Source organism: Enterocloster lavalensis, from assembly GCF_046603895.1.
Classification (GTDB): Bacteria; Bacillota; Clostridia; order Lachnospirales; family Lachnospiraceae; genus Enterocloster; species Enterocloster lavalensis.
Map to the genome: position 1 here is coordinate 6,337,105 of NZ_CP176637.1, position 22,428 is coordinate 6,359,532.

General features: G+C 58.7%; 13 protein-coding genes. 11 read left to right on the top strand and 2 right to left on the bottom strand.

The annotated features are described in order from the left end of the window. Nucleotides 1-274 precede the first annotated feature (274 nt). Nucleotides 275-3,091 carry an ATP-binding protein gene (locus ACK2JC_RS28425; RefSeq protein WP_320938274.1) on the top strand — a complete coding sequence of 939 codons (2,817 nt, stop codon included), beginning with the start codon at nt 275-277 and terminating at the stop codon, nt 3,089-3,091. A 90-nt stretch (nt 3,092-3,181) separates the two neighbouring features. Here the strand turns inward: ACK2JC_RS28425 and ACK2JC_RS28430 are convergent, their stop codons facing one another. Beyond that, complete coding sequence (locus ACK2JC_RS28430; RefSeq protein WP_320938278.1) at nt 3,182-4,504, bottom strand: replication-associated recombination protein A; 1,323 nt, start codon at nt 4,502-4,504, stop codon at nt 3,182-3,184. A 228-nt stretch (nt 4,505-4,732) separates the two neighbouring features. On the opposite strand from ACK2JC_RS28430, the gene plsX reads away from it, so the two are divergent. From plsX to ACK2JC_RS28475, 9 genes are all read left to right on the top strand, one after another. Next, nucleotides 4,733-5,746 (top strand): phosphate acyltransferase PlsX, encoded by a 1,014-nt coding sequence (plsX, locus tag ACK2JC_RS28435; protein ID WP_092360617.1) that lies wholly within the window; start codon nt 4,733-4,735, stop codon nt 5,744-5,746. Between the two features lie 73 nt (nt 5,747-5,819). Further along, nucleotides 5,820-6,050, top strand: a complete 231-nt coding sequence (gene acpP / locus ACK2JC_RS28440) for an acyl carrier protein (protein ID WP_024734617.1) — start codon at nt 5,820-5,822, stop codon at nt 6,048-6,050. Between the two features lie 87 nt (nt 6,051-6,137). After that, nucleotides 6,138-6,836 carry a ribonuclease III gene (gene rnc, locus ACK2JC_RS28445; RefSeq protein WP_007718463.1) on the top strand — a complete coding sequence of 233 codons (699 nt, stop codon included), beginning with the start codon at nt 6,138-6,140 and terminating at the stop codon, nt 6,834-6,836. A 14-nt stretch (nt 6,837-6,850) separates the two neighbouring features. Further along, nucleotides 6,851-10,411 carry a chromosome segregation protein SMC gene (gene smc / locus ACK2JC_RS28450; protein ID WP_320938275.1) on the top strand — a complete coding sequence of 1,187 codons (3,561 nt, stop codon included), beginning with the start codon at nt 6,851-6,853 and terminating at the stop codon, nt 10,409-10,411. A 68-nt stretch (nt 10,412-10,479) separates the two neighbouring features. Further along, complete coding sequence (gene ftsY / locus ACK2JC_RS28455; RefSeq protein ID WP_092360615.1) at nt 10,480-11,424, top strand: signal recognition particle-docking protein FtsY; 945 nt, start codon at nt 10,480-10,482, stop codon at nt 11,422-11,424. Nucleotides 11,425-11,477: 53 nt separating this feature from the next. Beyond that, nucleotides 11,478-12,710 (top strand): threonine ammonia-lyase, encoded by a 1,233-nt coding sequence (ilvA, locus tag ACK2JC_RS28460; protein WP_092360614.1) that lies wholly within the window; start codon nt 11,478-11,480, stop codon nt 12,708-12,710. 95 nt (nt 12,711-12,805) lie between these two features. Further along, nucleotides 12,806-14,383, top strand: a complete 1,578-nt coding sequence (locus tag ACK2JC_RS28465) for a ClC family H(+)/Cl(-) exchange transporter (RefSeq protein WP_320938276.1) — start codon at nt 12,806-12,808, stop codon at nt 14,381-14,383. Nucleotides 14,384-14,411: 28 nt separating this feature from the next. After that, nucleotides 14,412-15,020, top strand: a complete 609-nt coding sequence (locus ACK2JC_RS28470; RefSeq protein ID WP_320938277.1) for a hypothetical protein — start codon at nt 14,412-14,414, stop codon at nt 15,018-15,020. Nucleotides 15,021-15,036: 16 nt separating this feature from the next. Beyond that, nucleotides 15,037-15,327 carry a hypothetical protein gene (locus tag ACK2JC_RS28475; protein ID WP_092360612.1) on the top strand — a complete coding sequence of 97 codons (291 nt, stop codon included), beginning with the start codon at nt 15,037-15,039 and terminating at the stop codon, nt 15,325-15,327. 127 nt (nt 15,328-15,454) lie between these two features. Here ACK2JC_RS28475 and ACK2JC_RS28480 read toward each other — a convergent pair whose 3' ends face one another. Beyond that, on the bottom strand, nt 15,455-17,554 hold the full coding sequence (locus tag ACK2JC_RS28480) for a glutamine synthetase III (RefSeq protein WP_368270693.1): 2,100 nt from the start codon (nt 17,552-17,554) through the stop codon (nt 15,455-15,457). 320 nt (nt 17,555-17,874) lie between these two features. Here ACK2JC_RS28480 and gltB point away from each other — a divergent pair, with 320 nt between their 5' ends. Continuing rightward, nucleotides 17,875-22,422, top strand: a complete 4,548-nt coding sequence (gltB, locus tag ACK2JC_RS28485; RefSeq protein WP_368270634.1) for a glutamate synthase large subunit — start codon at nt 17,875-17,877, stop codon at nt 22,420-22,422. Nucleotides 22,423-22,428: the final 6 nt, after the last annotated feature.

Genomic DNA, 22,428 nt, shown 5'->3' on the forward strand with positions numbered 1-22,428 from the left:
CTGGTCCATGCCGTATGTAATATAGTCCATTCTACCACATGTTTTCGGAATTGACCAATGGATTTACGGCATAAACGGAAAATCCCCCTGCCACAGAGCGCTTCAGAGAGCGGGGCGGAACATCGGCGGTAATTTAAGCGGAATCACAAAATTCCTTGTCAATTTCCGCCATATGCGTTAATATAGTCTTAACAGCGCACCGGATGTCGATACGGTTTCCGGTGCGTTTTCTTTGTCACAAACCGCAGCTGCGGTATTACTAAGGAGATCGAATATGAAGATCTGGCTCCATTCGATGGCGCATCGTTTCACGGCCGCAGTTCTGGCCGTTTTATTGATAATGTCCCTGGCCGTCCCCGGCCTCACCGCGGCGGGGGAGGAGATCCCGGTATCCGACAACGGGGAGGGGCGTCTGATCCGCGTGGCGTTTCCGGAAATACCGGGAATCAGCGAGGTGGACCGTTACGGACGCCATACCGGGTTATTGATGGATTATCTGAACGAGATTGCCAAATACACCAACTGGGAATACGAATACATACCGGTGGACTCGGATCAGCTGGTGGACGAGTTTTTGGAGGGACGTTTCGACCTGATGGGCGGAGCTTACTATTCCCCTGAGTTTGAACAGTTTTTTGCCTATCCCGATTACAGCATGGGCAACAGCGTCGCGATCCTGCAGTGCCGCAGCGGCGATAACCGCTTCAAAAGTTACGATCTGAGAAGCCTTAACGGCATGACCATCGGCGCCTACGGGATGGCTGCGGAAAAAATCCGGCGTCTGGAGGAATTTTTATCCATAAACGGCCTGAACTGTACCATCAAACAGTACAGCAACGAGGAGTTTACCGCAAGCAATGAAATGTACGATTACCTGGAAAACGGCGACGTGGATCTGCTGCTCGGCAACAGCGCGGAGAATGACAGCCGTTACCGCGTGGTCGCCACCTTTGATGCGCAGCCCTACTACCTGGTTACGGTGCCGGGCAGCACGGAGATTCTGGACGGCCTGAACATGGCCCTTGGCAATATCATGGAATCGGAGCCGGATTTCGCCCGGCAGCACATGACCAGCCGTTCCCTCAATGTCCAGCTCCAGAATCCCCGGCTGGAGGACCAGGAACTGGCTTATATACGCAATAAGCAGACCCTCCGGGTGGCCGCGTTTGAGTGCTATCCGTTCTATATGGCCCCTGCGGACGGCCCTGCCGAGGGACTGCTGGTGGACTTGTCCCAGCGCCTGTCGGACTACACCGGTCTGGATTTCCAGCTGATCCCCGCGGCCTCCTATGAGGAGGCGATCTGCATGGTACAGGGGGGGACGGCGGATGTATTGGGCTTTTATCCGGATTCGGACGAAGATGCCTACGCCTCCGGTCTGGTGACCACCCGCGCTTATATCCGCTTAAACAGCGGTATTTTCAAGAACAAATCGGCCAATTTCCCGGACAGCGACCTGGTGGCAGCGGCCCTTAAGGGACGCCATGTTCCCGCGGACGTGGAGTGCAGGGAGGTGCGCTACTATACCACGGTGCCGGAAGCTTTAAAGGCTGTGGACCGCGGGGAGGCGGATTTCTTTTACGGCATCATGGCTCCGGCTAACCAGGAGCTGCAGCGCCACCGCTATGCCAACGTTACCCAGGTGTCCCTGTGGGATATGAGCGCGGAAATCAAGTTTGCCCTGGACCGCCCGGCCGATATCCGGCTTCTCACCACGTTAAACAAGGCGATTCGGAATCTGTCGTCCGAGGACATGGACAGCATGCTCAGCCGCAGCCTGGTGTCCAGGGCCTACGCCATGACCACCGTGGATATGATTTACGCCAATCCCATGGCGTTTGTGGCGGTTGTCGGCGTAATCCTGATTCTGGTGATGGCTATGGTGCTTCTGACCGCCCGTGCCCGGATGCGCAGCGCCATCATGCAGGCGGAGCTGGAAAAGGCCGAGGCCAGGAGTACGGCCAAGAGCGATTTTCTCTCCAAGATGAGCCACGAGATCCGCACGCCCATGAACGCCATCGTGGGGATGACGGAGCTGGTTTCCATGGAGAGCGGTCTCTCCCCGGAAACCCGGGATAAACTGGAAAAGATCCGGTCCTCGTCCCGCTACCTGCTCTCCCTGATCAACGACATTCTGGATATGTCCCGGATTGAGAGCGGAAATCTCTCCATCAACGAGGAGCCGTTCTCCCTGCGGGAAATACTGGAGGAGGTGGAGAGCATCATCAGCGGACAGGCGCAGCAGAAAGGGCTGGTCCTGGAGTGCGTTCGCGAGATCGACAGCGACTGGCTGACCGGAGATCCGATCCGCCTGCGCCAGGTGCTCTTAAACCTGCTGGGGAACTCCGTGAAGTTTACGCCTCCGGGTGGCCTCCTGCAGCTGAGCGTGCAGGCCTGCGGGCTGGAAGGGCAGGACGCGGTGTACGATTTTTCCGTCCGGGACACGGGCGTGGGCATATCCCCTGTGGATCAGGAGCGGATTTTCCGCCCCTTTGAACAGCTGGGCGGAAATGAACTCAGAAGTCTCGGCACCGGACTGGGGCTTCCCATCAGCCGCAATCTGGTGCAGTCCATGGGCGGCGAGCTCGTGCTTGAGAGCGATACCGGCAAGGGAGCGGTATTCTCCTTCCGCCTGCGCTTTAAGCCGGCCGGCGAAGCGCCTGCCCATAAGAACCGGGAAATTCTGTCCGCCACCGGCAGCCTGAAGGGTATGCGGATTCTGGTGACGGAGGACAACGACTTAAACGCTGAGATCGCCCAGGAACTGCTGGAGCTCCAGGGAGCGGTAACCGAGCGGGCGAAGGACGGCAGCGAGGCCTTGGAGCTCTTTCAACGGAATCCCCCGGGCCGGTACCAGATGATTCTCATGGACATCCGGATGCCGGTGATGGACGGGCTGGCCGCCACCCGGGCGATCCGGGTCCTGAAGCGGCCGGATGCGGCCGTGATCCCCATTGTGGCCATGACGGCCAACTCCTTCAAGGAGGACGAGGAGGCGGCCATGTCCGCCGGGATGAACGGCTTTATCCCCAAACCGGTGAATGTACAGCAGCTCTTTGAGGTGCTGGAAGAACTGCTGGCAACATCATAACGGACCCGTCCGGGGTAAATCGCAAAAGCGGCGTGGAAGCCTGAGCCTCCACGCCGCAAATGTTCTATATCACTATATCATAGGAAGGAATTACCGCTCCCCGCTGTTTTTAAAGCGAAACACCTCTTCCAGGCGCTCCTTCGCCGTAGCCTCGGCTCCGTTCTCCGTGGGCAGATAGTAGCGCTTCCCCTTCAGGGACTCCGGCAGGCATTCCATGTGCGCGATCTTTTCCTCCGTGTCGTGGGCGTACACATAACCCTCGCCGTAGCGCAGCTGTTTCATCAGCCCGGTGGGAGCGTTGCGGATCACCAGGGGCACTGGCTCGGACAGCATGTTTAAGGCGTCGGCCTTGGCGTGCTCATAGGCCATGTAGACGGAGTTGGACCGCGGCGCCAGGGACAGATAGATCACCGTCTGGGCCAGATTCAGATTGCACTCAGGCATTCCCAGAAAATGGCAGGCCTGATAGGCGGAGACGGCCAGGGACAGGGCGCTGTTGTCCGCCAGACCCACGTCCTCGCTGGCAAAGCGGATCAGCCGCCTGGCGATGTAGAGCGGATCCTCGCCCGCCTCCAGCATCCGGGACAGCCAGTAGACCGCCGCATCCGGATCGCTGTTGCGCATGGATTTGTGCAGGGCGGAGATCAGATTGTAGTGCTCCTCGCCGTTCTTGTCGTAGAGCAGGGATTTGCGGCTCATACACTGCTCCAGAATCTCCGGCGTCACAGTGGTCTTTTCCGCGCTGATCTCGCCGTTGGACACCGCCATCTCCAGAATGTTCAGGGCGGTGCGGGCATCCCCGCCGGAGAATCTGGCGATAGCCCCCAGCATGGCGTCGGAGATATCGACATTCAAGTAGCCGAAGCCCCTGGGACTTTGGAGGGCGTTTTTCAGAAGTCTGGTCAGGTCCTCCTCCCCAAGGCCCTGGAGCACAAAGACGCGGCAGCGGGAGAGCAGAGCGGCGTTGATCTCAAAGGAGGGATTCTCCGTGGTGGCGCCGATGAGAATGATGCTCCCCTTCTCCACATAGGGGAGAAAGGCATCCTGCTGGGCCTTGTTGAAGCGGTGGATCTCGTCCACAAATACCACGGTCCGCTTGCCCATGCGGCGCCCCTGTTCGGCCCGGGCCATCACCTCCTTGATTTCCTTGATTCCGCTGGTGACGGCGCTGAAATTGATAAATTCCGCGTGGGTACGCTTGGCGATGATGCTGGCGAGGGTGGTTTTCCCCACCCCGGGAGGGCCCCAGAAAATCATGGAGGGGATGTTATCCTGATCGATGATCTGACGCAGGATCTTCCCCTCCCCCAGAAGCTGGTTCTGGCCCACGAACTCGTCCAGCGTTTCCGGGCGCAGACGGCTGGCCAGGGGGGCTGTGGTGGTTCGGTCGTCAAAAAGGGAGAGTTGTTCCATTTCCATATAATCCGCCATTCCTTTCATGGTAAAATTTCGATATACCGGCTGCTTTCCAGTTTACCACGGCGTAGGCGGAGCTTCAACTGTTTTGGCCCTGTTTTCCCCGCGCGGAGAGCACATTTTAAGGCAGCTGGAAAGATATACAAAAACTATTGATTTATAGATTGATATCTAGTATATTATATTTTGGACGCGGGGGAAATCCCGGTCCGGAAGGAGAACGCTATGATTAAGGTAGCAGTGGATGCCATGGGCGGCGACAACGCTCCCGGTGAAATTGTCGCAGGAGCCGTGGAGGCAGTCAGGGAGAAATCCGGAATCCAGGTCGCATTGATCGGGCGTGAGGAATTGGTGAAGGCTGAATTAGCCAAATACACCTACAATCAGGAGCAGATCCAGGTGGTGAACGCCACCGAGGCGATCGCCACCGAGGAGCCGCCGGTGAACGCGATCCGCCGGAAAAAAGATTCCTCTATTGTAATCGGAATGAACATGGTCAAGAAAAAGGAGGCCGATGCCTTTGTTTCCGCCGGAAGCTCAGGCGCGATCCTGGTGGGCGGCCAGGTGATCGTGGGCCGGATCAAGGGAGTGGAACGCCCCCCGCTGGCGCCGCTCATCCCCACGGAGCGCGGAGTGTCCCTGCTGATCGACTGCGGGGCCAATGTGGACGCGCGCTCGTCCCATCTCGTCCAGTTTGCACAGATGGGTTCCATCTACATGGAGCACGTGCTGGGCATCAAGAACCCCACGGTGGCCATCGTCAATATCGGCGCTGAGGAGGAGAAGGGCAACGCCCTGGTGAAGGAAACCTTTCCGCTTTTAAAGGAGTGTCCGGGGATCAATTTTATCGGAAGCATCGAGGCCCGTGAGATTCCCCACGGCGGAGCGGACGTGATCGTCAGCGAAGCATTTGTGGGCAACGTGATCCTCAAACTGTACGAGGGTCTGGGCGACACGCTGATCAAGAAGGTAAAGAGCGGCATGATGATGAATCTGCGCAGCAAGATCGGGGCGCTTTTAGTCAAGCCGGCCATCAAGGAGACCCTGAAGTCCTTTGACGCAAGCAAGTACGGCGGGGCGCCGCTTCTGGGCTTAAACGGCCTGGTGGTGAAGACCCACGGCAACGCCAAACGCACGGAGGTGCGCAATTCGATCATTCAGTGCGTGACGTTCAAGGAGCAGGCCATCAACGAGAAGATCCGCGAAAGCCTTGGCGCACAGAAAGATATACCGCAGTAAAAGCGGAGCATAAATTTTAATAAAAGCAATCACAATCAAAGAAAGAAATCAAAAAGAGGAGTGTAAAAAAACGATGGAATTTGAAAAGTTGCAGGCAATCATTGCGGAGGTACTGAACATTGAGCCGGAGGAAGTAACCATGCAGTCCACCTTTGTGGATGATTTAGGCGCTGATTCCCTGGACATTTTCCAGATCATCATGGGAATCGAGGAAGAGTTCGACATCGAGATCCCCAACGAGGCCGCCGAGCAGATCGTGACCGTAGGGGACGCCATCGAGCAGATCAAGAACGCGTTAAACTGATGGGGTCAATGCCCATTACATTCAAGCTAGAAGGGGCTGTCGGACGCAGCTCCTTTGTGCGTTAGTCAGAAAGTGAGAGTGAATACCATGAATCGAAATCTGCAGGAACTGGAGCGGACCATCTGCTATCAGTTTAAGGAGCACGGATTATTTGTCCAGGCGCTGACCCACAGCTCCTACGCCAATGAGCATCGCTGGAACCACAGCCGCTGCAACGAACGTCTGGAATTTCTGGGAGATGCAGTGCTGGAGATTGTGACCAGCGACTTTTTATACCACAAATACGAGGACCTGCCCGAGGGAGATCTGACCAAGATTCGCGCCAGCATTGTGTGCGAGCCGACTCTGGCCTACTGCGCCGGCGACATCAGCCTGGGGGAATACCTGCTGCTGGGCAAGGGCGAGGAGGCGACCGGAGGGCGCAGCCGCAACTCCGTTGTCAGCGACGCCATGGAAGCCCTGATCGGCGCGATTTACCTGGACGGTGGTTTTGCTAATGCAAAAGAGTTTATACATCGTTTTATCCTGAACGATATTGAACACAAGCAGCTCTTTTATGATAGCAAGACTATCTTACAGGAGATGGTGCAGAGCCGCTCCTCGGAAGGGCTCAGCTATGAGATCCTCCGGGAGGAGGGGCCGGACCACAACAAGAGCTTCGAGGTCTGCGCCCGCATCGGCGGCGCTGAGATCGGCCGAGGCACGGGCCGGACCAAAAAGGCGGCGGAACAGGTGGCCGCGTACAACGGAATTTTAAAGCTCAAGGCGGAAGAAGAAAAACAGTAAAGCGACGGTGAATTATGTATTTAAAAAGTATCGAAATCCAGGGTTTTAAATCCTTTGCGAACAAGCTGGTGTTTGAGTTCCACAACGGAATCACCGGCATTGTGGGCCCCAACGGCAGCGGAAAAAGCAATGTGGCCGACGCGGTGCGCTGGGTGCTCGGCGAACAGCGCATCAAGCAGCTGCGCGGCGCCAGCATGCAGGACGTGATCTTTTCCGGCACGGAGCTGCGCAAGCCCCAGGGGTTCGCCTATGTGGCCATCACCCTGGATAACGGGGACCATCAGCTGGCCATCGACTACGACCAGGTGACGGTTTCCCGCCGCCTGTACCGCTCCGGCGAGAGCGAATATATGATCAACGGCAGCGCCTGCCGTTTAAAGGATATCAACGAGCTGTTTTACGACACCGGCATCGGCAAGGAGGGCTACTCCATCATCGGCCAGGGCCAGATCGACAAAATCTTAAGCGGCAAGCCGGAGGAGCGCCGGGAGCTGTTCGACGAGGCGGCGGGCATTGTGAAGTTCAAACGGCGCAAGGCCATCGCCCAGAAGAAGCTGGAGGACGAACAGGCCAGCCTGATCCGCGTAAACGACATTCTGACCGAGTTGGAGAAGCAGGTAGGGCCCCTGGAGCGCCAGTCCAAAGCCGCCAGGGAGTATCTGCAGCTGAAAGAGACCTTAAAGGTCTGCGATGCCAACCAATTCCTGATGGAGACGGAGGGGATCCGCAGACAGCTGGCCGAGGTGGCGGAGAAGGAGAACATTCTCACTGGAGATATGGAGCACACCCGCCGGGAATCCGACACCCTGAAGGAAGAGTACGACCGCCTGGAAGCCGCCCTGGCTCAGGAGGACGCCCTCATGGCAGGAAACCGGGACGAGCTGAACCGCTGCACGGTGGAGAACAGCAGCCTGGAAGGCCGCATCGGCGTGTTGAACGAGCAGATCCGCACCGAGGAGATGAACGAAGCCCATATCAATAGCCGCCGGGAGGCCATTTCCGGGGATCTGGAGTCCCGGAAAACCCAGCTGGCCGGATATGAAGAGCAGAAGGAGCAGATGGACGTCCATGCCGAGGCCATGGCCGGGCGGCTGGACGAGGCGGCCCGCCTCCTGGAGTCCCGGGACGAACTGATCCACCGCCTGGAGCAGGAGATCGAGTCGGAGAAATCGGCCATCATAAACGCCTTAAACGAGCGGGCCGGCCTGACCGCCCGCAGCCAGCGCTACGAGACCATGATGGAGCAGGTGGATCTGCGGCGCAGCGAGGTGACCCAGAAGCTTCTGAAATTCAAGAGCGACGAGTCCGTTCAGGAGGAACAGATCCGTCAGGAGGAGGACGCCTTAAACGCGGTGGAGCGGCGCATCGCCGAGAGCCAGGAGAAATCCGCCCAGACCGAGGAGGAGTTAAACCAGGCCGACCAGGAGCTTCGCCGTCTGAACCGCAATTTAAACGACACTCAGCAGCAATACCACATGTCCTACACCAAGCTGGAAAGCCTGCGCAACCTGGCCGAGCGCTACGACGGCTACGGCGGCAGCATCCGGCGGGTCATGGAGGTGCGGGACCGCATCCGCGGGATCCACGGCGTGGTAGCGGACTTAATCCATGTGCCCCAGAAGTACGAGGTAGCCATTGAGACCGCTCTTGGCGGCAGCATCCAGAATATCGTCACGGATTCCGAGGAGACGGCCAAGCGCCTGATCGAATACTTAAAAAAGAACAAATACGGCCGGGCAACCTTTCTGCCCCTGACCGCCATCGGCGGCCGGCAGACCTTTTCACAGGAGAGCGCCTTAAAGGAACCTGGCGTGCTGGGACTGGCCAGCCAGCTGGTGGAGGCGGAAAAACAGTACGACGGCCTGGTCCGCTATCTCTTGGGGCGGGTGGTGGTGACGGATACCATTGAGCACGCCATCGCTCTGGCCAGAAAGTACAAATACAGCCTGCGCATCGTCACCCTGGAGGGCGAACTTTTGAGCGCGGGCGGCTCCATGACGGGAGGCGCATTCAAGAACACCAGCAACCTGCTGGGACGGCGTCGCGAGATCGAGGAGCTGGAGGAAGCGTGCAAAAAAGCCCTCACCCAGGTGGAATCGATCCAGGGCGACTTAAACATCCAGGAGGGGATTCTACAGGAGAAGAAGGAGGAGCTGGAAGCGGTCCGAAGCGCCATCCAGAAGCTGTACCTGGAACAGAACACCCTGCGCATGAACCTGGCCCAGCTGGAAGAGAAGAAAGCGGAGATCGCCGGTTCCTACGTGGATTTGGAGCGGGAGCGGGGACAGCTTGACGAGCAGGTCCGGGAAATCTCCGGCAGTCAGGCGGCCCTGAAGCAGGAAACTGCCGCCCTGGAGGAGAAAAACACCCTCTCCGGCCAGGCGGTGGAGGAAAAGACCGCCGCCCTGGAGGAGGCCAAGAGTTCCCGTGAAACCTGCGCCGCAGAGCTGGCGCAGATCCAGGTGGAGGCCGCGGAGCTGAAGCAGAAGCTGGACTTCCTTCAGGAAAATGTGGACCGCGTCCGCGCGGAGATGCGAAAGCTGACAGCCGAGTACCGGGACCTGGAAGCCGGGGACCGGAATGCCCAGGGAATCATCGAGGCGCGCCGGCAGGAGATCGTCTCCCTGAAGGAGAAGATCGCCGGGATCGCCGTACATACAAAGGAGCTGGAGGAGCGGCTGACCGCCCAGACCGCAAAAAAGGAGGAGATGGCCGGGCGCCAGAAGGGATTTTTCATCCGGCGCGAGGAACTGTCCGCCCGCATGTCCGATCTGGACAAGGACATGTTCCGGCTGCAGGCCCAGCAGGAAAAGCTGGAGGAACGGCTGGAGCACTCCACCACCTACATGTGGAACGAGTATGAGATGACCTTTTCCAGCGCCGAGGCCCTGCGGGACGAGGCATACGGCTCTCTGACCGAGGTCCGCAGGCAGATCGACGACCTCAAGGGCAGGATCAAGGCCCTGGGCAATGTAAATGTAAACGCCATCGAGGACTACCGGGAGGTGTCCGAGCGCTACGAGTTCATGAAAACCCAGCACGAGGATCTGGTGGCCGCTCAGGCGGAGCTGGAAAAAATCATCGTGGAGCTGGACACCGGCATGCGCCGCCAGTTCCAGGAGAAATTCGGTGAGATCCGGGCCGAGTTCGACAAGGTGTTCAAGGAGCTCTTCGGCGGCGGCCGCGGCACCCTGGAGCTGATGGAGGACGAGGACATCCTGGAGGCGGGGATTCAGATCATCGCCCAGCCCCCGGGCAAAAAGCTGCAGAACATGATGCAGCTGTCCGGCGGCGAGAAGGCCCTGACCGCCATCTCCCTGCTGTTCGCCATCCAGAACTTAAAGCCCTCGCCCTTCTGTCTCCTGGACGAGATCGAGGCGGCGCTGGACGACTCCAACGTGGACCGTTTCGCGGGCTATCTGCACAAGCTGACGCGCAACACCCAGTTCATCGTGATCACCCACCGTCGCGGCACCATGGTCAGCGCCGACCGGCTATACGGAATCACCATGCAGGAGAAGGGCGTGTCCACGCTGGTGAGCGTAAACCTGATCGAGGATGATCTGGACAAATAAATGGCATTTGTGCTATGATAAGAAGAAAACCGGCCTGTCTTAATCAGGTTTAAGAGGAGAAAAAGTTTATGTCAGAAGGAAAGAAGGGGTTTTTCGGGCGCCTGGTGGAGGGCCTGACCAAGACCCGCAACAATATCGTCTCCGGCATCGACTCCATTTTCAGCGGCTTCTCCGCCATTGACGACGATTTCTATGAGGAGATCGAGGAGACGCTGATCATGGGCGACATCGGCATCCAGACCACCATGTCCATTGTGGAGGATCTGCGCCGGAAGGTGAAGGAGCTGCACATCAAGGAGCCGGAGGAATGCAAGGAGCTGCTGATCAACAGCATCAAGGCCCAGATGGATCTGGGGGAGAACGCCTACGAGTTCGAGCACAAAAAGTCCGTAGTGCTGGTGATCGGCGTCAACGGCGTGGGCAAAACCACCTCCGTGGGCAAGCTGGCCGGGCAGTTGAAGGACCAGGGGCGCAAGGTGATTTTAGCCGCGGCGGACACCTTCCGGGCGGCGGCCATCGAGCAGCTGACCGAGTGGTCCAACCGTGCGGGAGTGGAGATCATCGCCCAGCAGGAAGGTTCCGACCCGGCGGCCGTGATCTATGACGCGGTGGCAGCCGCCAAGTCCCGCCACGCGGACGTGCTGATCTGCGACACCGCCGGGCGGCTTCACAACAAGAAGAACCTGATGGAGGAGCTGCGCAAGATCAACCGGATCATTGACAAAGAGTATGCGGACGCCTACCGCGAGACCCTGGTGGTGTTGGATGGCACCACGGGACAGAACGCCCTTGCCCAGGCCAGGCAGTTTATGGAGGTGGCGGACATCACCGGCATCATCCTGACCAAGCTGGACGGCACCGCCAAGGGCGGCATCGCCGTGGCGATCCAGTCCGAGCTGGGCCTTCCGGTTAAATATATCGGCATCGGCGAGAAGATCGACGATCTGCAGAAATTCAATGCGGACGATTTTGTGAACGCGCTGTTCAACGTGCGCAAATCCGAAGCAGAGTAACACGCCCGGCCTTTTAAGCCCCGCGAGTCAAACAGAAAGAAGGATAGGGTATTATGGAAGAATTAACATTGGAACAATTTGAGGAGGCCTCTGACCTGGTCAAGGAAGTGACTCTGGAGACCAAGCTGGTGTACAGCGAATATTTTTCAGCCCAGACGGGAAACAAGGTGTATTTCAAGCCGGAGAATCTGCAGTATACCGGCGCTTACAAGGTGAGAGGCGCCTACTATAAGATCAGCACCCTGACCGAGGACGAGAAGGCCAAGGGCCTGATCACCGCCTCCGCGGGCAACCACGCCCAGGGCGTGGCCTACGCCGCCAAGCTGGCCGGTGTGAAGGCTGTGGTCGTGATGCCCACCACCACGCCGCTCATGAAGGTAAACCGCACCAAGGGCTACGGCGCCGAGGTGGTTCTGGCCGGAGACGTGTTCGACGAGGCCTGCGATTACGCGTACAAGCTGGCGGAGGAGAAGGGTTACACCTTTGTCCATCCCTTCAACGACCTGGCGGTGGCCACCGGACAGGGCACCATCTCCATGGAGATCATCAAGGAGCTGCCCACTGTGGACTACATTCTGGTTCCCATCGGCGGCGGCGGACTGGCCACCGGCGTGTCCACCCTGGCCAAGCTGCTCAACCCCAAAATTAAAGTGATCGGCGTGGAGCCGGCCGGAGCCAACTGCATGCAGGAATCCCTGCGCCAGGGCGAGGTCGTCACTCTGCCGAATATCAATACCATCGCCGACGGCACGGCGGTTAAACGCCCGGGAGAGCTGTTATTTCCCTATATCCAGCAGAACATCGACGACATCATCACCATCGAGGACAGCGAGCTGATCGTGGCCTTCCTGGACATGGTGGAGAATCACAAGATGATCGTGGAGAATTCCGGCCTTCTGACCGTGGCGGCCTTAAAGCACATGAACGTGCAGAAGAAGAAAATCGTCTCCATCTTAAGCGGCGGCAACATGGATGTGATCACCATGTCCTCCATCGTGCAGCACGGCCTGATCCAGAGAGACCGCGTGTTCACGGTGTCCGTCCTGCTCCCGGATAAGCCCGGCGAGCTGGCGAAGATTTCCGCCCTGCTGGCCGAGGAGCACGGCAACATCATCAAGCTGGAGCACAACCAGTTCATCAGCATCAACCGCAACGCCGCGGTGGAGCTGCGCATCACCCTGGAAGCCTACGGCACCGACCACAAGAATCAGATCGTATCCGCCCTCACAGGCGCCGGCTACCGTCCCAAGCTGGTTAAATTCAAGGGGACCTACAGCGATTCATAGAGCGGGTCCGCTCACTGCTTTCTGCCTGCCGTGACCGACGGCAGGCGCTTTACATATAGACCTTAAGAGATGACATTACAGGGGGAATAAAGAGTATGAAACCGGAAGAACGTACGGTTCGCAACACAATCATCCGTTACCGGAGTTTTCGTTATGCGCTCGTGCTGGAGGGAATTGCGGTGGGAGCGATCTCCGGGGCGGTGGTGGTGGCGTTCCGCTATCTGATCGGGTGCACGGACACGCTGTTACACCGGATTCTGGCTTACGGCCAGGCCAACCACTGGTTTATCCCGGTGTGGTTCGCCATTCTGGCTGTGGCCGCGCTTATCGTCACGCTGCTGTTAAAGTGGGACCCGCTGATTTCGGGCAGCGGTATCCCTCAGATTGAGGGCGAGATCATGGGCGAGCTGGACCAGCGCTGGTGGCGGGTGCTGGCGGCTAAGCTGGGCGGAGGTATCCTGTCCCTGGGCTGCGGCCTGTCCCTGGGGCGGGAGGGTCCCAGCATCCAGCTGGGAGCCATGGCCGCCAAGGGATTTTCAAGGCTGACCAAGCGGGTCAAGACCGAGGAGAAGGTGCTGATCACCTGCGGCGCCAGCGCCGGCCTGTCGGCCGCCTTCAACGCCCCCATCGCGGGCATCCTGTTCTCCCTGGAGGAGGTGCACAAGCACATTTCCCCGGAGCTGGTGCTCTCGTCCATGGCCGCCTCCATCACCTCGGACTTTGTCTCCCGGAATGTGTTCGGTTTAAAGCCGGTGTTCACCTTCCACATCACCCATATGATGCCCCTGTCCACCTACGGACACGTGCTCATTCTGGGCGCGCTCATCGGACTGATGGGCGTCCTGTACAACACCTGCATCGGCAAATCCCAGGACCTCTACGGGATGATCCCCAGGCAGTTCGTCCGCATCCTGATTCCCTTTCTGATGGCGGGCGCGTTCGGGTTCCTGTACCCGGCGGTTCTGGGCGGCGGCCACTCCCTGGTGGAGGAGCTGACGGCGGGTCAGCTGATGCTCGGAGGGCTGTTCCTGCTCTTTGCGCTGAAATTCGCATTTTCCATGATCAGCTTCGGCTCCGGGGCGCCGGGCGGAATCTTTCTCCCGCTTCTGGTGTTGGGAGCCATCATCGGCAGTATCTACTACAACCTGGCATCCGCTGTCAGCCCGGACATCAGCGGACTTTTGAGCAACTTTATCATTCTCGGCATGGCGGGTTATTTCTCCGCCATCGTCCGTGCGCCCATCACGGGTATCATCCTCATCAGCGAGATGACCGGCTCCTTCTCCCATCTGCTGACCTTATCCATGGTGTCCCTGGCCGCCTACATCGTGCCGGACATCCTGCACTGCGCGCCGGTTTACGACCAGCTGCTCCACCGCCTGCTGGCAAAGCAGAATCCGGATAAGCAGGTGACCCTGACCGGTGAAAAGGTTCTGGTGGAGGGGATGATCTACCACGGAAGCGCGGCCGAAGGGCAGAAGATCGCCGCCATCGCCTGGCCGCCCACCTGTCTGGTGGTGTCCCTGATGCGCGGCGAGGCGGAGTTTGTGCCCAGAGGCGACACAGTCCTCATGGCGGGAGACCGGATTGTGACCCTTTGTGACGAGACGGCCGAAGGGGAGCTGCACCGGACGCTGCAGGAATACTGCGAGACGGTGACCAGCCCGCGTTAGAGGCCCCAGACAGAAAGAGAGGCAGACTATGAACGATTCCAACAGAATAAAACATGAACCGGCAGGTTTTGACCGCGCATCGCGGCGGTTTTTGCCGCTGGCGGCCGCCATTGCCCTGAGCGCATCGGCGCTCGCCGGGTGTTCGGGCGGCGGGGCAGTGGATGCCACGGCAACGGCCCAGGCGTCCACAGCCACTGAGCCGGAAACCACAACCGCTGCCGCGCTTCCCAACCCTATGCGGGAAGTCACGGACGTGCTGGCCTTTGAGACTCTGGGCGTCCACATGGTAGCGCCCGCAAAAGGAGAAAATGTCAGGTTTTTCATCATCAACGACGAGGTTGCGGATATGGAATTCCAGCTGGACGGCGTGAGCTATACCTGGCGGGCCTCCAACACGGCCGCTGATTTTGCCGGGATTTTCGAGCGTTTCCGGGAGGGATCGGACATCACCGTAGCCTACGACGCCCCCGACGCCAGCTCGGAGGCCGTGATCCGCACCACGGAGAGCGGCGGACGGCTGTCGCAGTGGAAGTGGGGAAAAACCAATTACACGCTGCACACGGCCTCGGAGGTCGACGACAGCGCCATCACCGATATCACAAAGCAGCTCATGGAGCTGAGCCTTCACGAAAACTAGAAAAGGGGCGTAAGCGTTGCTGGAACTGAAAGACTTTATGCCGGTCAATTACCTGAAAAAGGAACGTTTCACCGGCAGCTATAATGGGATGCGCTTCTGTATGGAGAAGGCCGAGCACGAAGGTTCGGACACCATGCTGGCCGTGGTCGTATGGCCTGAGCCTTACGGGTATGATGCGACTTCAGAAGAGCAGAAGACGAGAATCGAGTATACATTCGACGCGGACGGCATCGCAAAAGGGGTGGACTGGCTCAACGAACAGTACGCCTCCCAGGCGGAGCGCTGGAAAAAATCCAGCCTGCGGTGAGTACCGCGGCCGGATTTCAGCCGTTCACAGGCAGGCCGGACCCGCTGGGAATTCGAAAAAGGATTCCCGGCGGTCCGGCCTGCTTTTTTGCGCCCAAGGGCCTGCTGGCCATGTTTGGGGTATGCTGTCAGACGCAGAAGAGCAGCTTCTCATAGCTGGGGTACGGGAGCAGATTTTCCGGCAGATACCGCTCTGCGTCATCCGCCGTGGCTCTCAGCGCTTCCATACGGGGGATGAGAGTGCTGCGGCAGAAGAAAGCCGCCTCCTGCATGTCGTCGATTCCCTCCGCGTTTTTTGTGTCAGCTTCCAGATGTTCCTCCGCATCGCAGATGCGCTCGTAGGAATCGCAGAGCACTGCCAGAAGCTTTTCCGAAGCTGCGCTGGGCAGCGCAGCCGACACTGCCTTTATGCCCCGGATGGAGCCGGTTATCTGATCGATATAGCACCTCAGCGCGGGGAGGAACTGGCTGCGCACCATGTCCTGCATGGTCTTTGCCTCAATGTGGATGGTCTTGCAGTAATTTTCCAGTAAAATCTCATAGCGGGAGATGATCTCCTGTTCCGTGAAGATGTGGTGCCTGGTGAACAGCTCCAGGTTTTTCCGGCTGGTAAAGCAGGCCAGGGCCTCCGGCGTGGAGCGCAGATTGTAGAGTCCCCGCTTTTTGGCTTCCTGTACCCATTCGTCCGTATAACCGTTGCCGTTGAAAATGATCCGGCGGTGTTTGGCAATGGCCCGCTTCACCAGGGTGTGGACCGCCTCCTCCATCCGGCTTTCCGGAATGTCCTTCAACTCTTCGTAGAACTGTCTCAAAGCCTCGGCCACCGCCGTATTGAGCACGATGTTTGGCCCGGCCACGGACAGGGAGGAACCGGGCATACGGAACTCGAACTTATTGCCCGTAAACGCGAAGGGCGAGGTGCGGTTGCGGTCCGTGTTGTCTTTGAAGAAGTGAGGCAGAACCGTAGCGCCCGTCTCCATCTGCACCTTCTGCTGTTTGCCGAAAAAGGTGTCGTTTTCGATGGAGTCCAGCACCGCGGTCAACTCGTCGCCCAGGAAAATGGACACAATGGCCGGCGGAGCCTCGTTGGCGCCCAGCCGGTGATCGTTTCCGGCGCTGGCCACGGAGATGCGCATGAGGTCCGCGTACTCGTCCACCGCCTTGATCACCGCCATGAGAAAAACCAGAAACTGGGTGTTGGCCGCGGGGGTACGGCCGGGATTCAGCAGGTTTACGCCGGTGTTGGTGATCAGGGACCAGTTGTTGTGCTTTCCGGAACCGTTGATTCCCTCAAAAGGCTTCTCGTGGAGCAGGCAGGTGAGGCCGTGCTTGTCGGCCACCTTTTTCATCATCTCCATGGTGAGCTGGTTGTGGTCCACCGCCACATTGGCCGTGTCGAATACCGGAGCCAGCTCGTGCTGGGCCGGGGCCACCTCGTTGTGTTTGGTTTTGGCCGGGATCCCAAGTTTCCAGAGCGCTTCGTCCAGATCGTGCATGAAGGCGGAAACACGGGGTTTTAAAGCGCCGAAATAGTGGTCCTCCATCTCCTGGCCCTTGGGAGGCATGGCGCCTAACAGCGTCCTTCCGGTAAAAATCAGATCCTTGCGCTGTTTATAAATCTCTTTGTCCACCAGGAAATACTCCTGTTCCGGCCCGATGGTGGCGGAGACGCCTTCCACGTCGCTCTGGCCCAGCAGGTGAAGGATCTTCACCGCCTCCCGGTCCAGGGTCTCCATGGAGCGAAGCAGGGGCGTTTTCTTGTCCAGCGCTTCCCCGCTGTAGGAGCAGAAGGCGGTGGGAATGTACAGGGTGCGGTCCTTGATAAATGCGGGGGATGTGGGGTCCCACGCGGTGTAGCCCCTGGCCTCAAAGGTGGCCCTCAGGCCGCCGGAGGGAAAGCTGGAGGCATCCGGCTCGCCCTTCACCAGCTCCTTGCCGGAAAAGTCCATGACCACCTGTCCGCCGCCGATGGGGGAGATGAAGCTGTCGTGCTTCTCGGCGGTGAAACCGGTCATGGGCTGGAACCAGTGGGTAAAATGGGTGGCGCCGTTCTCCACGGCCCACTCCTTCATGGCCACCGCCACGGAATTGGCCACATCCAGTTCCAGGTGGGTGTGGTTTTCGATGGTCTTTCTCAGTGCCTGGTAGACGTCTTTGGGCAGTTTGTCGCGCATCACGCTGTCGTTAAACACAAGGCTGCCATACAGTTCGGGGATACCACTTGCCATCATTCATTTCTCCTTTCGATTGTGCTGCTTCCAAAAAAGAAGAGGCGCCCTGGAAGTTGGACTTCCAAAGCGCCTTCGCTTTTCATGGCACATAGTATACACACATTTTCCGGAAAATGTCAACCAAAATTTTCAAAAAACTCTTTACAAATCTGCGGACATCGTATATATTTTAACGCAAAAGAAATATTGCGGTCAGGTTTGACAAGGGCGTCAGGGAAGGCTTGCTTCTAAGAGCATACTCCATCTTTGGCGCTCTTTTTGCGTGGAATGATCAGCCGGTCCTGCCCGCACCATCACAGAAATGAGGAGGAACAGGCATGAGTCAGAGCCGGAGACAGCAGGGGTTATACAGTCCCGCTTTTGAACACGACAACTGTGGAATCGGAGCCGTGGTCAATATAAAGGGGGAAAAGAGCCACCAGATCGTGGCGGACGCGCTGAGAATCGTGGAGCATTTGGAGCACCGGGCCGGAAAGGACGCCGAGGGCAGAACCGGAGACGGAGTGGGCATCCTGACCCAGATCAGCCACCGCTTCTTCTCGCGGGTCTGTCACGAATCCGGCATCCGCATCGGCGGAGAGCGGGAATACGGCGTGGGTATGTTCTTTTTCCCACAGAACGAGCTGAAACGCAGCCGGGCTAAAAAGATGTTTGAGATCATTGTGGAGAAGGAAGGCATGGAGTTCCTCGGCTGGCGGCAGGTGCCCACTGCGCCGGAAGTGCTGGGCCACAAGGCCAGGGAGTGTATGCCGGTGATCTGTCAGGGTTTTGTGAAGAAACCCGGGCGGATCCTCACGGGCCTGGACTTTGACCGCAGACTCTACGTGGTGCGCCGGGTCTTTGAACAGAGCAACGATAACACCTACGTGCCCTCCCTGTCCAGCCGGACCATTGTCTACAAGGGGATGTTTCTGGTGGGGCAGCTGCGGACATTTTTTAAGGACCTTCAGGACGCGGACTACCAGTCGGCCATCGCGGTGGTGCACTCCCGTTTTTCCACCAACACCAATCCCAGCTGGGAGAGGGCCCATCCCAACCGTCTCATCGTCCACAACGGCGAGATCAATACCATCCGGGGCAACGCGGATAAGATGCTGGCCAGAGAGGAGACCATGCGCGCCCTGAAATTCCCGGCGGACGACTTAACCAAGGTGCTTCCGGTGATCAATGTGGCCGGATCCGACTCTGCGATGCTGGACAATACTCTGGAATTTCTGGAGATGAGCGGGATGGACCTGCCGTTGGCCGTCATGGCCGCCATACCGGAGCCCTGGACAAGCAACGCAACCCTGCCCCGGCAGGTGCGGGATTTCTATCAATATTACGCCACCATGATGGAGCCCTGGGACGGGCCGGCCGCTATCGTATTTTCCGACGGCGACCAGATCGGCGCGGTGCTGGACCGCAACGGCCTGAGGCCCTCCCGCTATTATATCACGGACGACGGACGTCTGATTCTGTCCTCCGAGGTGGGAGTGCTGGATATCCCGGCCGAACATATTCTGAAAAAAGAGCGCCTTCACCCGGGTAAAATGCTGCTGGTGGACACGGTGGCGGGCCGTGTGTTCGACGATGAGGAGATCAAAGCCCATTATGCCGGGCAGGAGCCCTACGGGGAGTGGCTGGACAGCAATCTGGTCAATTTAAGCGATCTGAATATCCCCAACGAAAAGATTCCGGCTTACGGCAGAGAAGAGCGGGCGCGGCTCCAGAAGGCCTTCGGATACACTTACGAGGAATACCGCGAGAGCATCTGCTCCATGGCCTTAAACGGGGCGGAACGCATCGGAGCCATGGGAGTGGACACGCCGCTGGCCGTGTTATCCCGGGAATATCAACCCCTGTTCTACTACTTTAAGCAGCTGTTCGCCCAGGTCACCAATCCGCCCATCGACGCGGTTCGGGAAAAAATCGTCACCGCCACCGCAGTGTACGTGGGCAAAAACGGTAACCTGCTGGAGGAGAAGCCGGAAAACTGCCAAATGTTAAAGATCGACAATCCAATTCTGTCGGATCTGGATCTGCTGCGGATCAAGGCCATCAATAAGCCCGGGTTCAAGGTGGCCGTTGTGCCTATTCTGTTCTACAAGAGCACGCCCATGGAGCGGGTGCTGGAGCACCTGTTTGTGGAAGTGGATAAGGCTTACCGCGAGGGAGCCGATATTCTGATCCTGTCGGACCGCGGGGTGGACGAAAACCACGTGGCGATCCCTTCGCTGCTGGCGGTATCCGCCGTACACAAGCACCTGGTCAAGACCAAAAAATGCACGGCGCTCTCGATTATCCTGGAATCCGGCGAACCCCGGGAGGTTCACGACTTTGCGGCGCTTTTGGGCTATGGCGCCAGCGCCGTCAACCCATATCTGGCCCACGCCACCATCGCCGGGCTGGTGGAGGACGGAATACTGGAAAAAGACTACTACGCGGCCGTTGCGGACTATGGCCAGGCGGTGCTGCAGGGCATCGTCAAAATCGCCTCCAAAATGGGTATCTCCACCATCCAGTCCTACCAGGGCAGCCAAATCTTCGAGGCCATCGGCCTGTCACAGGATGTGGTCGACCGATATTTTACCGGAACGGTCAGCCGGGTGGGCGGCATCACCCTGGAGGATATCGCGGAACAGACCGACGCCCAGCACTCCCGGGCCTTTGATCCCCTGGGGCTTCAAACGGACTTAACCCTGTCCTCCATGGGGCGGCACAAGATGCGCAGCCAGGGCGAGGTCCACCGCTACAATCCCCAGACCATCCATCTGCTTCAACAGTCCACCCGCGAGGACAGCTATGAAAAATTCTGCCAATACACCCGGCTGGCGGACAGCGAACGTAACGGCTGCCTGCGCTGTCTGATGGACTTCAACTACCCCGATCAGCCCGTGCCCATCGAGGAGGTGGAGAGCGTGGAATCCATTGTGAAACGCTTTAAGACCGGCGCCATGTCCTATGGGTCCATTTCCCAGGAGGCCCACGAGGCGCTGGCAATCGCCATGAACCGCCTTCACGGCAAATCCAACAGCGGAGAGGGAGGTGAGAGCGATGAGCGCCTGGATTCCGCCGGCACGGACCAGGATCGGAGCAGTGCGATCAAACAGGTGGCCAGCGGCCGCTTCGGAGTGACCAGCCGTTATCTGGTCAGCGCAAAGGAGATTCAGATCAAGATGGCCCAGGGCGCAAAACCCGGGGAAGGCGGACATCTTCCAGCCAAAAAGGTATATCCCTGGGTGGCGAAAACCCGCCATTCCACCCCGGGTGTGAGTCTGATCTCTCCGCCTCCCCACCACGATATTTACTCCATCGAGGACCTGGCCCAGTTGATCTACGATTTGAAAAACGCCAACAAATACGCCCGCATCTCCGTCAAGCTGGTGTCCGAGGCAGGCGTTGGCACCGTGGCCGCGGGCGTTGCCAAGGCGGGGGCCCAGGTGATCCTGATCTCCGGCTACGACGGCGGCACGGGAGCCGCTCCGGTCAGCTCCATCCATAACGCGGGACTGCCCTGGGAGCTTGGCCTGGCGGAAACCCACCAGACGCTGCTGAAAAACGGGCTGAGGAACCAGGTGGTGCTGGAGACCGACGGCAAGCTGATGACCGGCCGGGACGTGGCGGTGGCCGCGCTGCTGGGCGCCGAGGAGTTCGGTTTCGCCACCGCTCCCCTGGTGACCCTGGGCTGCGTGATGATGCGGGTCTGCAATCTGGATACCTGTCCCATGGGCATCGCCACCCAGAATCCCAAGCTGCGCAGGCGATTTGAGGGGAAACCGGAGTACGTGATGAATTTTATGGTCTTTATAGCCCGGCAGCTGAGGGAGTATATGGCGAAGCTGGGGCTTCGCACCGTGGATGAGATGGTGGGACGCACCGATCTCTTGAAGAAAAAGGAACATCTGTCCGGCCGCCAAAGTAAGGTGGATTTAAGCTGTATCTTAGCCGGAGCTCCAAACGCGGACCGTGGGGACTGCGTCTTTGATCCCACACGGGCCTACGATTTCAAACTGGAGCAGACCAAGGACGAGGCGGTCCTGCTGAAGAAACAGGAACTCAGGACCGCCATCGCGTCGGGCACGAAATGGAGCGGCAGGATCAGACTCACCAACACCGACCGGACCTTCGGCACCCTTCTGGGCGCTGAGATCACCCGGCAGAATCCGGAAGGGCTTGCGGAGGACACCATCACCATCCACTGCGAGGGGGCGGGCGGCCAGAGCTTCGGGGCGTTTCTGCCCGGAGGTCTCACCCTGTCCCTGTGCGGCGACAGCAACGACTACTTCGGCAAGGGCCTCTCCGGCGGAAAGCTGGCCGTCTATGCGCCGGATAAGGCCAGGTTCGTGCCGGAGGAAAACATTATCATCGGAAATGTGGCCCTCTACGGCGCTACCGGCGGCCAGGCTTACATTGCCGGTGTGGCGGGAGAGCGCTTCTGCGTCCGCAATTCCGGCGCTGTAGCGGTGGTAGAAGGCGTGGGCGAGCACGGATGCGAGTACATGACCGGCGGCCGGGTGGCCGTTTTAGGCCCTACAGGCAAAAACTTCGCGGCCGGCATGAGCGGCGGCATCGTCTATGTGCTGGATGAGGAAAACCGGCTGTACCAGAACTTAAACCGGGGAATGGTGTCCATGGAAAAGGTTGAATCCCGCTTTGACCGCGAGGAGTTGATGGAAATGCTTCAGGCCCACGTGAAGCACACCAATTCCCACAAGGGCCGGGAGATTCTGGAGCGGTTCGACGAGTACCTGCCCAAATTCAAAAAGATCATACCCGGCGACTACAAGCGCCTGACCCAGATGGCCGCGCAGTTTGAGGAGCAGGGGATGAGCCGGCAGGAAGCGCAGATCGAGGCATTTTACGCCAGCATCGGCGGCAGATAGAGGAGG